The organism is Flavobacterium psychrophilum (genome assembly GCA_001708385.1).
Classification (GTDB): domain Bacteria; phylum Bacteroidota; class Bacteroidia; order Flavobacteriales; family Flavobacteriaceae; genus Flavobacterium; species Flavobacterium psychrophilum_A.
In genome coordinates, this window is the sequence record CP012388.1 from 737,925 (window position 1) to 750,656 (window position 12,732).

14 protein-coding genes are annotated in these 12,732 nt (G+C 39.1%); 10 read left to right on the forward strand and 4 right to left on the reverse strand.

Translation table 11 applies throughout. From position 1 onward, the window contains the following. The first annotated feature begins 6 nt into the window (after positions 1-6). The 5 genes from ALW18_03145 (at position 7) to ALW18_03165 (ending at position 3,858) form a co-directional block, all read left to right on the forward strand. A complete protein-coding gene (locus ALW18_03145; GenBank protein AOE51592.1) occupies positions 7-693 on the forward strand; it encodes a hypothetical protein in 687 nt (228 codons plus the stop codon). Positions 694-762: 69 nt separating this feature from the next. After that, positions 763-1,515, forward strand: coding sequence for a hypothetical protein (locus ALW18_03150; GenBank protein ID AOE51593.1), 753 nt, complete (start codon positions 763-765; stop codon positions 1,513-1,515). 8 nt (positions 1,516-1,523) lie between these two features. Continuing rightward, the gene (locus ALW18_03155; protein AOE51594.1) at positions 1,524-2,900 is read left to right on the forward strand and encodes a Fis family transcriptional regulator; all 1,377 of its coding nucleotides are present in this window, start codon (positions 1,524-1,526) and stop codon (positions 2,898-2,900) included. A 28-nt stretch (positions 2,901-2,928) separates the two neighbouring features. Next, on the forward strand, positions 2,929-3,231 hold the full coding sequence (locus ALW18_03160; protein ID AOE51595.1) for an acetyltransferase: 303 nt from the start codon (positions 2,929-2,931) through the stop codon (positions 3,229-3,231). A 9-nt stretch (positions 3,232-3,240) separates the two neighbouring features. Then, positions 3,241-3,858, forward strand: a complete 618-nt coding sequence (locus ALW18_03165; GenBank protein AOE51596.1) for a tellurium resistance protein TerC — start codon at positions 3,241-3,243, stop codon at positions 3,856-3,858. A 3-nt stretch (positions 3,859-3,861) separates the two neighbouring features. Here the strand turns inward: ALW18_03165 and ALW18_03170 are convergent, their stop codons facing one another. Then, positions 3,862-5,475 (reverse strand): hypothetical protein, encoded by a 1,614-nt coding sequence (locus ALW18_03170; protein AOE51597.1) that lies wholly within the window; start codon positions 5,473-5,475, stop codon positions 3,862-3,864. 432 nt (positions 5,476-5,907) lie between these two features. Here ALW18_03170 and ALW18_03175 point away from each other — a divergent pair, with 432 nt between their 5' ends. From ALW18_03175 to ALW18_03190, 4 genes are all read left to right on the forward strand, one after another. Further along, the gene (locus tag ALW18_03175) at positions 5,908-6,672 is read left to right on the forward strand and encodes an alpha/beta hydrolase (protein AOE54294.1); all 765 of its coding nucleotides are present in this window, start codon (positions 5,908-5,910) and stop codon (positions 6,670-6,672) included. A 66-nt stretch (positions 6,673-6,738) separates the two neighbouring features. Next, positions 6,739-7,047, forward strand: a complete 309-nt coding sequence (locus tag ALW18_03180; protein AOE51598.1) for a phosphoribosylpyrophosphate synthetase — start codon at positions 6,739-6,741, stop codon at positions 7,045-7,047. Between the two features lie 3 nt (positions 7,048-7,050). After that, entirely contained in the window at positions 7,051-7,527 is a 477-nt protein-coding gene (locus ALW18_03185) for a dehydratase (GenBank protein ID AOE51599.1), read from the forward strand. A 28-nt stretch (positions 7,528-7,555) separates the two neighbouring features. Beyond that, positions 7,556-8,557, forward strand: coding sequence for a glyceraldehyde-3-phosphate dehydrogenase (locus ALW18_03190; protein ID AOE51600.1), 1,002 nt, complete (start codon positions 7,556-7,558; stop codon positions 8,555-8,557). Positions 8,558-8,614: 57 nt separating this feature from the next. Here ALW18_03190 and ALW18_03195 read toward each other — a convergent pair whose 3' ends face one another. From ALW18_03195 to ALW18_03205, 3 genes are all read right to left on the reverse strand, one after another. After that, positions 8,615-9,634 carry a hypothetical protein gene (locus ALW18_03195; GenBank protein AOE51601.1) on the reverse strand — a complete coding sequence of 340 codons (1,020 nt, stop codon included), beginning with the start codon at positions 9,632-9,634 and terminating at the stop codon, positions 8,615-8,617. 63 nt (positions 9,635-9,697) lie between these two features. Beyond that, positions 9,698-10,213 carry a peptide methionine sulfoxide reductase gene (locus ALW18_03200; GenBank protein ID AOE51602.1) on the reverse strand — a complete coding sequence of 172 codons (516 nt, stop codon included), beginning with the start codon at positions 10,211-10,213 and terminating at the stop codon, positions 9,698-9,700. A gap of 3 nt (positions 10,214-10,216) precedes the next feature. Next, positions 10,217-11,206, reverse strand: coding sequence for a protein-methionine-S-oxide reductase (locus ALW18_03205; GenBank protein ID AOE54295.1), 990 nt, complete (start codon positions 11,204-11,206; stop codon positions 10,217-10,219). A 236-nt stretch (positions 11,207-11,442) separates the two neighbouring features. On the opposite strand from ALW18_03205, the gene ALW18_03210 reads away from it, so the two are divergent. After that, positions 11,443-12,495, forward strand: a complete 1,053-nt coding sequence (locus ALW18_03210; GenBank protein AOE51603.1) for a glycosidase — start codon at positions 11,443-11,445, stop codon at positions 12,493-12,495. Positions 12,496-12,732 lie beyond the last annotated feature (237 nt).

Below are 12,732 nucleotides of genomic sequence, written 5' to 3' on the forward strand. Positions count from 1 at the left end.
TAAAGTATGGAAGTTCAAAAAAATATTAGCACCGTAACGCTTATGCTTACCGCTGTTGCAGGCTACTGCGATACGGTTACTTTTGTGGCAGGAGATAACATTTTCTCGGCACACGTAACGGGTAACTTTATCACTTTTGCCTACCAGATGGCTATCGGCGGAAGCCCGGGTGCATGGGTAAAACTTATTACGTTTCCGGTATTTGTAATTGCAGTAATGCTTGGCGGATGGATGGCTACACGTTCACAACAGAAAAACAAAGTACTGTTTATAGAAGCCGTTTTACTTGTTATTGCAGGTTTGTCGGCATTTATATTTCACTTACAACAGGACGATAAAGTTATAACATACACCATAGTTATGATTGTTGTTTTTGCGCTCGGACTGCAAAATGCCTTTGGTAAATTGTTTACTAAAGAAACATACGGGCCTACAACAATGATGACAGGTAATGTAACCCAAGCATCCCTTGATCTCGGAAAGTTATTATTTAACAGATTTCAGGGGCCTGATGCTATGGTGAGCTTTAAAAAACAAATGGTTACACTTTCTGGTTTTTTACTGGGATGTGTAGGCGGTGCTTTCGCAGGCAGGGAACTTGGCCTTTTCTCTATTACATTCGCCGGGGTAGCCATGCTTATATGTTATTTCCTGTCGGACAGAAAACCGGAAACAATACCATCAGAAATATAAAAATACAGGAGATAAACTTATAACGATACTATTTTGCTATACATAGGAGGTTGCATTGTTCTGGCACTATTGGTTGCTTTGCTTATTAGCTACTACAGGTTAAAACAGCAAAGCAGCAGTGTATTAAAAATTAAAGAAAAAGAAATAAGCAGGCAAAACGAACTGATAAAAAAACTTCAGCACGAAAAAGAATGGATGATCAACGAAATTCATCATCGTGTAAAAAATAACCTTCAGGTAGTTATAAGCCTTCTCAATACACAATCTGCCTATCTGGACAATAAAGATGCTATATTAGCAATACAAAACAGCCAGCACAGGATGCATGCCATGTCGCTTATCCATCAGAAATTATATCAGTCGGAAAATCTGGCAACAATAGATATATCATGGTATATTTATGAACTGGTAAATTACCTGAGTGATTATTTTGATCCGGAAAGGAAGATTGATTTTGAAATTGATACCCAAAAACTGGAACTTGACGTGGCACAGGCGGTACCTTTAGGGCTTATTTTGAATGAAGCGATAAGCAATGCTATAAAGCATGCTTTTCCTGAAAATGAAAAAGGCAAAGTAAAGATCTCGTTAAAGAAAGTACACACAGAAACTAACGAACTTACTATAGCCGACAATGGTGTAGGCCTGCCGGAAGATTTTAAATTTGAAAACAGCAATTCGCTGGGCATGAATCTTATGATAGGCCTTAGCGATCAGCTGGACGGTACATTTGATTATAAAAATGCAAACGGACTTACCATTATTATAACTTTTATAAAGAACGAAAAAATGGGTTCTGAGTATAGTTCCCAAAACGCCTAACAGAACTGATGAAGGAAAAAATCTTAATTGTAGAGGACGAGTTTATTGTTGCAAACGACCTTAAAATGATGCTTACAAAGGGCGGGTACCAGGTTGTTGGCATAGCCTCTTCTGTAGTACAGGCACGTAAGGTTATCGAAACAAAAAAACCGGACTGGGTGCTATTGGATATTATGCTTAAAGGCGACCTGACAGGTATTGACCTTGCCTGGGAACTTGTTGAGCAACGATTGCCATTCTTATATATTTCTGCCAATACGAACCAAACTACTATGGAAGCTGTAAAGGCTACACAACCCTATGGCTTTATGGTTAAACCGTTTAGGGAAAGAGATTTAATGGTGATGCTGGATATTGCCCGTTATAGGCACAGCATAGAACAATCCGGACACAATTTAGAAATTTCCCAGATCGATTCTACCGAACAGTATCGTATTGAAGGCATTATAGGCCAGAGCGAGCAACTTATGGAAGTTCTGGAAAAGATACACATTGTTGCCCCGACCGATACATCTGTACTTGTATTAGGAGAAAGTGGCACTGGCAAAGAAAAGATCGCACATGCTATCCATGACCTGTCAGACAGGAAGTCGAAACCTGTAATAACGGTAAACTGTGCTGCCCTACCCCATTCGTTAATTGAATCGGAACTTTTTGGACATGAACGCGGCGCATTTACAGGAGCCAATACAGTCCGTATAGGCAAATTTGAACAAGCCGATGGCGGTACCATTTTCCTGGATGAGATTGGCGAACTGCCCTTAGATTCTCAGGTAAAGTTGTTACGCGTATTACAGGAACGTGAAATAGAGCGCCTTGGCGGAGACAAGACCATCAAAGTAAATGTGCGTATCGTAGCTGCTACAAATCGCTCGCTCGAAAAAGAAGTTGCCGACGGGCGTTTTAGATTAGACCTTTATTACAGGCTTAACGTATTCCCGATAGAGCTGCCTCCGCTACGAGACAGACTGCAGGATATAGAAGAACTTGCACTTTATTTTCTTAAAAAATACGCTGCGAAATCACGTAAGAATGTAGTGGGTATAGCTCCTGCTGCACTACACCAATTGATGCAATATAACTGGCCCGGAAATATAAGGGAGCTTGAACATTTAATTGAACGCAATGTACTTTTGGCTAAAGTCACAGAAATAGAATCGTTTGATATTAGTATTGTTCCTGTTATTGCTACTACGATTATGACAGAGCCACAAGGAACATTAAAATCTATGGAAGAAATGGAGCGCGACCATATTATGAACGCTCTTAAAACCTGCGATGGAAAAGTTTTTGGCCCTGGAGGTGCCGCAGAACTGCTAAAAGTGCCTGCACAGACATTATATTCTAAAATGAAGAAACTCGGCATTAAACAAGGTTACTCTTAATTAAAAATCAAACCAAATATTTTGAATTATGACAGATATAAAACTGGAACTTGACGAAAAAAAGCACGGTGCTTTTAATCTTTACGAAGACGGTAAAAAACTTGGTGAAATGGTAGTAAGCATTAAAGAAAATATTCTTACTGTTTACCATACCGAAGTTGACCCCGAAGCCGGAGGCAAAGGTTTTGCCAATTTACTTTTAGATACAATGACAACGTATGTTAGAGAAAACACATTGAGGGTTAAACCATTATGTCCATACGTACATGCGCAGTTTAAAAGACATCCTGAAGAATATAACGACATATGGCTTAAAGCCGAAAACGAATAATAAAACACAATGGAAAAAGAAACCGTAAGAATGGAAGGTTTTAGCGATGCTATATTTGCCATTGCTATAACACTGTTGGTATTGGATCTTCATGTTCCTGAATCTGTAGATGGAAATATAGATCTCGGCGCATATTTAAAAGAGCAGTGGCCGGCTTTTCTGGCATTTACCATTTCTTTTTTCAGCATTTTTATAATGTGGGTAAACCACCATAAATTATTTAAGCAGATTTACAGCCGCAATACTGCCATTACTTTTGCAAACGGACTGACACTTTTTTTCGTTACAGCAGTGTCGTATCCTACTGCCCTGTTGTCTAAATTTTTTACCGGTCCGTCTGCAAATGTAGCAGTAGCTGTATATACGGGTCTTTTTGTACTGATAAATTTATCCTATAATCTGTTGTGGTATGTGGCGGCAAGAAATAAAGAACTGCTTCGCCCGGGCATTTCAGATCAAGCCATCAATAAAATTAAAAAAAATTACCTGTACGGACTGCCTACCTACTGTATCGCTTTTGGATTATCTTTTCAATATCCGGATATCGCTTTAGTAATCTGTATAGCCTTATGGATTTACTGGGCATTTTCATCGGGCAAAATCCATCAGGATGAATTTGCTGAATAAAACTTATTCTTTGTTTACCGTATGTCCTTTTTTAATACCGAGCTTTTGCATTTTAGATATAAGTGTAGTAGCCGGCATATCAAGAATCATAGCTGCACCATAAGGTCCTGATATACGTCCGTTACATTTGGCGATCACTTTTAAAATATGCTCCTTTTCAACTTGCTGCAAAGTCTTTAAGTGAAATTCTTCATTATCATCAGTTCCGGCAATAGCTAATGCATCGGGAAAATGTATTTCTTTAATGGTGTCACCTTTAGCGAGTAGTATATTCCTCTCAATTATATTTTCCAGTTCCCTAACATTACCCGGCCACGGATAAGCCATCATCCCCTCCATTGCCTTGTGTGAAAATTTGGTGACTTTTTTACCTGTCTTTGCCGCATGATATTTCAGAAAATGACTGCTAAGCAAAGGCATATCTTCTATACGGCTGCGTAATGATGGAACACTTATAGGGTACACGTTAAGTCGGTAGTACAAATCACTTCTAAAGCGGCCTTCGGTAACTTCAGTTTGTAAATTACGATTTGTGGCGGCAATTATCCGCACATTCACTTTTATGCTACCATTGCCCCCAATACGTTCAATTTCCCTCTCCTGTAATACCCGAAGCATTTTTGCCTGGAGTTCTAATGGCAACTCGCCAATTTCGTCTAGAAATATGGTGCTGTTGTTAGCCAGTTCAAACTTACCGATCCTGCGTTCTGTTGCGCCAGTAAAACTACCCTTTTCATGCCCGAATAATTCGCTCTCTATAAGGTGCGACGGTATCGCAGCACAATTCACCTTGATCATTTCTTTTTCATGAAAAGGCGAATTACTATGTATAGCCGCCGCAACAAGTTCTTTACCTGTACCGGTCTCGCCAATTATCAAAACATTACTTTCGGTATAAGCTACATTGTCTATCAGGTCGAAAACAATATTCATAGCTTCGCTTTTTCCAACAATGCCCGAGAAACTATCTTCATCAGCCGCTACTTTCGGTGCGGCATAAAATTTTTCCTGCTCGGTTTTCTTTTTAAGTGCGGTAAGCTCTTCCTGCTGCTTTTCCCAATCTTTAAACCGATTGATATTTAATAGTGTTATCGCCAACTGATTCCCTATCCCTTTCAGAAAACGAACCGACTGCCTGGATAGCCCATCAGGTTTCCTGAAAAATAATAACAGGACAACAGGCTGCTGTTTTAAATTTGGCAGCGCAATACCTATCGCATGTTTATTACCGGACGTAATTGTTTTCTGAATATAGTCAGGTAACACCAGTTTCTTCATAGCAGACCCGGAAAAATCAAAATGTATGTTTTCTGCCGATGCCATACATGCGTCAAAAAAACCATCCTCAACGGTATACACGTTATCCTTTTTTACAGGATTTATGTCCGAGTAATGATAACGGATACCATACTCCTGCTCTTCAGCGTCTGTACTGCATATAATAATATCTTCAAAACCCAGAATATCTTTAAGATCATTACATACCAGGCTTTTTAACGCATCGATATCAGTTATTTGAGAAAGCGCATTGCATGTAGAAAATACAAGAGCTTGTTCTCTTTCACGCTCCTGCAGATTTCTTAGCAGTGCATCGGTTGCAGCAGTATTTTGTTCCATGTAAGGTGTTGTTTTAGAAATACTGCAATTTCGGCTAAAAATATTACACGCAAAAATAAAAGCATCATAAATGCAACACACATGGCGCATAAAATTACGATATAACGTAATTTACAAACACCGGTACAAAAATCAAACAACTAAATATCAATCACTTAACTTAGAGGCATATCGTTTGGCTATTACAATTCGAAAACATCTCATAATCACTAATTAAAACCTAAAATGTTACCCTGTGTAACGAAACAAATTATGAAAAATATCAAATCATTAGGCCTTGCCCTATTTATCGCGGCAAGTACACTTACCGGATGCTCATCTAAAGAAGAAGAAAAAAAGGAAAGTACAGAAAACACAACGCAAAACAGTGAAAAAGCTGCCAGAAAAGAATACATTGAAGTTGCAGAGAATGTACGACTTCATGTTACCGATATGGGAGACGGGCCTGCTGTTGTGCTAATTCATGGTTATCCGTTAAGCGATGCTATGTGGGAATATCAGTATCATGCACTGCTTAATGCAGGTTACAGGGTTATAGGTATTACACTTCGTGGTTTTGGACAGTCGGACAAACCATACGGAAGCTACGACTACGATCAGTTTGCTGATGATATTAAAATTGTCTTAGACAAACTGGATATTAAAGATGCTACGATTGGCGGACACTCAATGGGCGGTGCAATTGCACTACACTACGTTGCAAAATACAACGCTGCACACATAAACAAACTGGCTTTGTTTTCTGCTGCTGCACCCTGCCATACTAAAAAAGCCGATTATGATCTGCCATTCTTCACTAAAGAAGATATTACACAATGGGTTAACCTAAACAATAGTGACAGGCCTGCTTTACTTGCAGCAGTTGGAGAGAAATTTACGCTATCTGCTACTTCTGTATCTCCGGGTCTCGGCGCATGGTTAGGCGGTATCGAAATGCAATCTTCTCCATACGCTATGGAACAGGCCCTAATTGCACTTCGTGATGAAGACCTTCGTGGCGACTTACCTAAAATTAAAGTGCCAACACTAATTTTTAATGCGAAAGAAGACAAGATCGTTGCTTTTGCTTTGGCAGAAGACATGCACAAAAAAATTGAAGGTTCTACCCTTGTGCCTTTTGATAAAAGCGGTCATGCTTCATTTATAGAAGAAAAAGACAAATTTAATGAGGAGTTCATCAAATTCCTTAATAACTAATTATCAATTACTTAACCTCATAATGTTATATTTACATTATGAGGTTTACTATTAATACCAAATACCATGGAAAAAATACAGCCATCATTTGACACTGTAACCGAAACATTAAACTGGCTAAGAACAGAAGGATTTACACACGATTTTAATCTTGATTACGATTGTGTAGTATACGGAACTACTTCATTATCTCCCGATGAATTTCATATTCAGTGGGTTTTTAGGTTTGAGGGAGAAACAGATCCTGGCGATGAAAATATCGTTTACGGAATAACATCAGAAAAATATAATCTTAAAGGAGTATTGCTAAGCGCATACGGTATGTATGCCGACCCAATATCTGACCAGATGATTAAAAAACTTGCAATTCATTAGAATATGGAAAATATAGCATTCAATAAAGAAGATTTCAGGCTTGTAGGGCCCCGTACTTTTAAAGAATTAAATATCGGCGATATATTCAGAGCACCAAGCAGGACATTAACAGATGCTCATGCCTCTGCTTTTCAGGCTGTATCAGCCGATAACCATCCCATTCATTATGATATGGAATATGCCAAACGTTTTGGCCACACAGCACCTGTTGTTCATGGCTTACAGGTATTGGCATTTACAGCACCGGGAGCAACTTTGTTTCCGCACTATATAGGCGATGTGTTTATAGCCTTTACATCGCTATCGTGTGAATTTTTAAAAGAAGTTCACTCAGGTGATACGCTTTACCCGGCTATTGAAATTGTTGAGCTTATAGACGAAGGCAATACAGGTACCGTGGTAACCCGCGCAACGGTATACAACCAAAATAAAGAACTGGTGTTAAAAGGCGAACACCGTTACAAACTAAAAAACACCTAATAGTAACAAATCCAAAAAATTAAATAATATGGCTAAAATAGCATTATACGGATTCGGCCGCATAGGCAGGCAGTTTCTACGCGTAGCACTTACCAACAAATTATTTGTACCGGAGTACATTGCAGATATTAAAGATATAAAAACACTGGCTGCTCTGTTTAGTGTAGATACCAATTACGGACGTTATAGCGAAAGTGTATCTGCCGAAGGCGAAAGCTTTACAATTGGCGATAAAAATATAACCTACCTTAATTCATCTAAAGAAATTCCGAACTGGAGTGAACTGGAAATTGATTTTGTGGTAGACTGTACAGGACTTAGCTCTACAAGAGCCGGTGCACAATTGCATTTAGACAAAGGTGCTAAACACGTATTGATAAGTGCGCCAAGCAAATCGTTAGCCGATTGCGACGCAGTACTTTTAAAAGGAATCAACCTTGAAACCTTTGATCCTGAAAACCATAAGATCATCAGTATGGGTAGCTGTACTACAAATGCATTAGCTTCGGTAGTTAAGGTAATCCTTGAAAATTTCGGTATTCAGTACGGACTATTTTCAACGGTACACTCGTATACAAATACACAGTCGCTTACCGATCAGCCAATGAAAGACAGGCGTGATTCTTGGGCAGCGGCAGAAAATATTATTCCTTCGTCTTCCGGAGCTGCAAGGGCACTCCAGTTTATCTGGAAAGACTTAAAAATTACAGGTAAAGCATACAGGGTACCTACACGTACAGGAAGTATCGCTGAACTTAACCTTGTAACCGAAAAAGATTGTACAGTACAGGAAGTTAACGATGCATTTAGAAGAGCAGCAAGCGAAGGACAGCTTAAAGGTGTCTTAGATGTATTAGAAGAAGAATGGACATCTGCACGTATTGTTGCAGATCCGCACTCATCTATAATAGATTTACCGCTTACGGTTAAAGAAGGTAACTTGTTATCGGTTGCTACATGGTATGATAACGAATGGGGATTTGCCAACAGGCTTGCAGAAGTTACTGCATACCTTAGCGAGAAGATATAATTTCATAGTCAGTACTAAAAAAGCCTCATCGTCTTACCGATGAGGCTTTTACTCATATTATGCTTTATCAGCGTTTATCTCGTTCATTATCTCTGAGAATATCCTGTATGATTTCACCCTATCATCATGCCCGTAGATGTTAGATACAACCATAAGTTCGTCTACACCTGTTTGCTGAAGGAATTTCTCAACCTCTTTCTTTACAGCTTCTTTTCTTCCCACAAATGAGTATTTAAGCATATCGCGTACAGCAGGGTTATGTTGTACCATCATGTAATCGTCAGACATTGGTTCTGGTGGCTGCAGGTGTTCTCTTTTACCTGTCAGTACGCCAAGAAACATACGTATTAACGATGTAAAGTTTTCTTCTGCTTCAGCATCAGTATCAGCAGCAATAACATTTATCCCTGCAATAGTGTAAGGCTTATCTAAATATTCTGATGGCTGAAACTCCCTTCTGTATATTTCAAGTGCTTCATGAAGCAGCGATGTAGCAAAATGACTGGCAAAAACATATGGTAATCCCAGTTTTGCAGCGAGGTGGGCACTATCGGTACTAGAACCCAATATGTATAGGGGTACATTTACACCTTCGGCAACTGTAGCCCTAACCTGCGCCATATAGTTATCTACAGAAAAATATTCCTGTATCTCCTCAATCTCTCCACCAAAATTATGCACAGATTTCATCCTGTCAGACCTGATAGCATGTGCCGTAACCTGGTCGGTTCCGGGAGCTCTTCCAAGTCCAAGATCGATACGGTTAGGATAGAGTCCCCCTAGCGTACCAAATTGCTCTGAAACAATTAGTGGAGAATGATTAGGAAGCATAATCCCGCCTGATCCTACACGTATTGTCTTTGTCCCGCCTGCTATGTACCCAATGAGCACAGATGTTGCCGAACTGGCTATACTTATAGTGTTATGGTGTTCTGCAAGCCAAAATCGGTTAAAACCCATCTCTTCCGCCTTTTGAGCAAGGTCAAGGCTGTTCTTAAACGTATCCGGAATAGTACTGCCGCTTGATATAAAAGCCAGTTCTAATATAGAGTACGCAGTGTTTTTATTTGTATTCATAATATAAAAGCATACACGCTTTAGTGCTTGTATGCAGGATTTACGGCTCATGCCGCATTGTAATTAGTCGGGATTTTGCAGGTGTTGCAATTTCCTTGTATCGGTAACATCCGAAAATTGATTTAACAACAGTTTCAACTTCGGATTAATATAGTTCTCACAAAATGGCCTTTCGGGATCGCTGAAATAATAATTCAGAGAATCTTCCCTATTCAGCGTGAAATCGGCATAGGGCAATACCTGGGTTATTATAAGTTTATCAAAGTCCGTTTGTAAAACATGTATAGCCTCTTTAGCCAATTGCGCGTCCTCTTCATTAAATATGTAAACAGCCGAACGGTATTTTTCTCTCATAGAATGAGATGCAGTACTGCTATGTGTATGCAAATGCACCGCTATAAGTACATTCAGCGATATTCGCTCAGTATCATAGTCAACAATAACACCTTCAGAAAACGATTTGTTTTCCGAATCTGACGCAATCCATCCCTGCTGTACCGATACAACACCTTTTAAAGCAGAAAATACTGCTTCGGTACACCAATGACATCCTCCCCCAAATCCGGTTCTTTTAATCATATTTTATCCCTCAATGTTTGATACATCTTTTAATTTATCTTTAAAAAGCTGTTTGAACTTTTTAAGCTTAGGGTCTATCACAGCCTGGCAGTAACCCGCTTCACTATTATTTTTATAATAATCCTGATGGTATTCTTCCGCTTTATAAAACTGCTCGAATGGTATTAGCTCAGTCACAATACGCTCATCATATGCCCGCTGTACTTCATCAATTACACTTTGGGCAGCAGCTTTTTCATCTTCGGTACGATAAAAAATCACACTCCTGTATTGTGTTCCCATGTCCGCGCCCTGTTTATTAAGGGTCGTAGGATTGTGAGTACTTAAATGTATACTAAGCAAATCTTCAAAAGATATCTCTTCAGGATTGTAAGCAATTTCAATTACTTCCGCATGTCCGGTCATACCGCTGGAAACTTCTCTGTACGTGGGATTATCAATTTTCCCACCACTATATCCACTTTCAACTTTGGTAACACCTTTAAGCAATGTAAACACTGCCTCTGTACACCAAAAACAGCCACCGCCAAAAGTTATTTTCTTTTCGTTGCTCTCAACTTTTTTTAATGAAACAGCGTTCATGCAATACCTAAGTCCGCTAGGTTTTGGCCCATCAGGAAATACATGCCCCAAATGTGCATCGCAGGTATTGCAAAGTGCCTCTATCCTAACCATACCGTAGCTTATATCTTTATGATATGCCACAGCGTTATCTGTAACCGGCTGTGTAAACGATGGCCAACCTGTACCACTTTCAAATTTTTCATCACCATCAAATAATAAAGTACCGCAACAAACACAGGCATATTTTCCAGGTTCGAATAAAGAACACATTTCAGAGCTATGCGCACGCTCGGTACCTTTAAGCCTTGTAATCCTGAATTCTTCCGGACTCAATAAAGCCTGCCACTCTTTATCAGTCTTTTCTACTCTGCGTTCCGGTATAGGGATACCGCTACCGGCAAACTTTACTATATCTATCCATTTTAACATGATAAATTCCTTTCTTTTATTTCGTTGTGAAGTAGTATTAAATGTATAAAAATTGTGCCAAAGCTGCATTATCAGTATAACATATACTGTAACAGTTAAAATGTCAGTTAACATGCCAATATGTGTAAATTTAAAGTGTAATGGCAGACGAAGGATAAATTTAAGAGTACTTTAGCTTTAGTGTTTCGCTATGCAGTTAAAAATCATAGTAACTTTAAATGCATAATTATATAGTTATGAAAGATATAGCACATCGTTTTCCGCAGAACCCTATTTTGGTACCAAAAGATTTAAAACCCAGCAATAGTAAGATGCAGGTTATTTGCCTTTTAAATCCAGGGGTATTTACCTATCAGGGGAAAACGTGGCTATTAGTTAGGGTAGCCGAAAACATTCCGGAAAAAGAAGGATTTATATGCTTTCCGGTTACCAATGCAGAAGGAAAAACAAAAATACTGGAAGTCTCCCTTAACGATCCTGACCTTATAGCTAATGATGCGAGAGTAATAAACTATAAAGGTTCAGATTATCTTACTACTTTATCACATTTGCGATTGGTTTGTAGTGATGATGGCATACAATTTACCGAACCTGAAGGATATGATATTGTATCGGGTAAAGACTATTTGGAGCAATTTGGTATTGAAGATTGCCGTGTAGCAGAGATTGATGGCACTTACCATTTAACATATACCGCCGTATCAGAAAATGGTGTGGGCGTTGGTTTAAGAACAACCAAAGACTGGAAATCGTACGATTTTAAAGGTCTTATTTTTCCTCCCCATAATAAAGACTGTGCTATTTTTGAAGAGTTGATAAACGGCAAATATTATGCCTTGCACCGTCCGAGCAGCCCCAAAATTGGCGGTAACTATATTTGGATTGCCGAGTCGTTTGACGGTTTACATTGGGGAAATCATCAGTGCATCGTTAAAACCCGTTCAGCACTTTGGGATAGTGCACGGGTTGGTGCCGGGGCAGCCCCCATTAAAACAGAACAAGGATGGTTGGAAATTTACCATGGTGCCAACAAAGAAAATCAATATTGCCTGGGTGCATTTCTAATGGATTTAAATGATCCTTCAAAAGTTATATCCAGGACGGTTACTCCTATTATGGTTCCAACCGAAACATACGAACTAAGTGGCTTTTTTGGCTTTGTTGTGTTTACAAACGGTCATATTGTTAAAGGCGATGAACTTACCATTTACTATGGAGCAGCAGATGAATTTATTTGTGGTGCCAAATTTTCTATAACTGAAATTTTATCTCTGCTCGAAGAGGTTTAAAATAGTACTTTAAGAAGCCCAATCTAAGCGTATTTATTTAAAGCTATTTCCTGCTATCGGCTGTATCTGCCCTTTGGCTCTGCCGGGCAGGATGCCGCCTCTATCAGGGCTAGGCACAAACTGTAACAATTTCTTTAAACTTTTTTTCTGCCGTTTTAACTTTTACATTACTTATAAAAACAAACCCCGGGCAGCTTTCGCTGTCCGGGGTTCTTAGTTATTATGGTTTTCTATTTG

Coding starts and splice junctions, on each gene's coding strand:
- ALW18_03145 (AOE51592.1), top strand. CDS start 7: ATGGAAGTTCAAAAAAATATTAGCACCGTAACGCTTATGCTTACCGCT.
- ALW18_03155 (AOE51594.1), top strand. CDS start 1,524: ATGAAGGAAAAAATCTTAATTGTAGAGGACGAGTTTATTGTTGCAAAC.
- ALW18_03160 (AOE51595.1), top strand. CDS start 2,929: ATGACAGATATAAAACTGGAACTTGACGAAAAAAAGCACGGTGCTTTT.
- ALW18_03165 (AOE51596.1), top strand. CDS start 3,241: ATGGAAAAAGAAACCGTAAGAATGGAAGGTTTTAGCGATGCTATATTT.
- ALW18_03170 (AOE51597.1), bottom strand. CDS start 5,475: ATGGAACAAAATACTGCTGCAACCGATGCACTGCTAAGAAATCTGCAG.
- ALW18_03175 (AOE54294.1), top strand. CDS start 5,908: ATGGGAGACGGGCCTGCTGTTGTGCTAATTCATGGTTATCCGTTAAGC.
- ALW18_03180 (AOE51598.1), top strand. CDS start 6,739: ATGGAAAAAATACAGCCATCATTTGACACTGTAACCGAAACATTAAAC.
- ALW18_03185 (AOE51599.1), top strand. CDS start 7,051: ATGGAAAATATAGCATTCAATAAAGAAGATTTCAGGCTTGTAGGGCCC.
- ALW18_03190 (AOE51600.1), top strand. CDS start 7,556: ATGGCTAAAATAGCATTATACGGATTCGGCCGCATAGGCAGGCAGTTT.
- ALW18_03195 (AOE51601.1), bottom strand. CDS start 9,634: ATGAATACAAATAAAAACACTGCGTACTCTATATTAGAACTGGCTTTT.
- ALW18_03200 (AOE51602.1), bottom strand. CDS start 10,213: ATGATTAAAAGAACCGGATTTGGGGGAGGATGTCATTGGTGTACCGAA.
- ALW18_03205 (AOE54295.1), bottom strand. CDS start 11,206: ATGTTAAAATGGATAGATATAGTAAAGTTTGCCGGTAGCGGTATCCCT.
- ALW18_03210 (AOE51603.1), top strand. CDS start 11,443: ATGAAAGATATAGCACATCGTTTTCCGCAGAACCCTATTTTGGTACCA.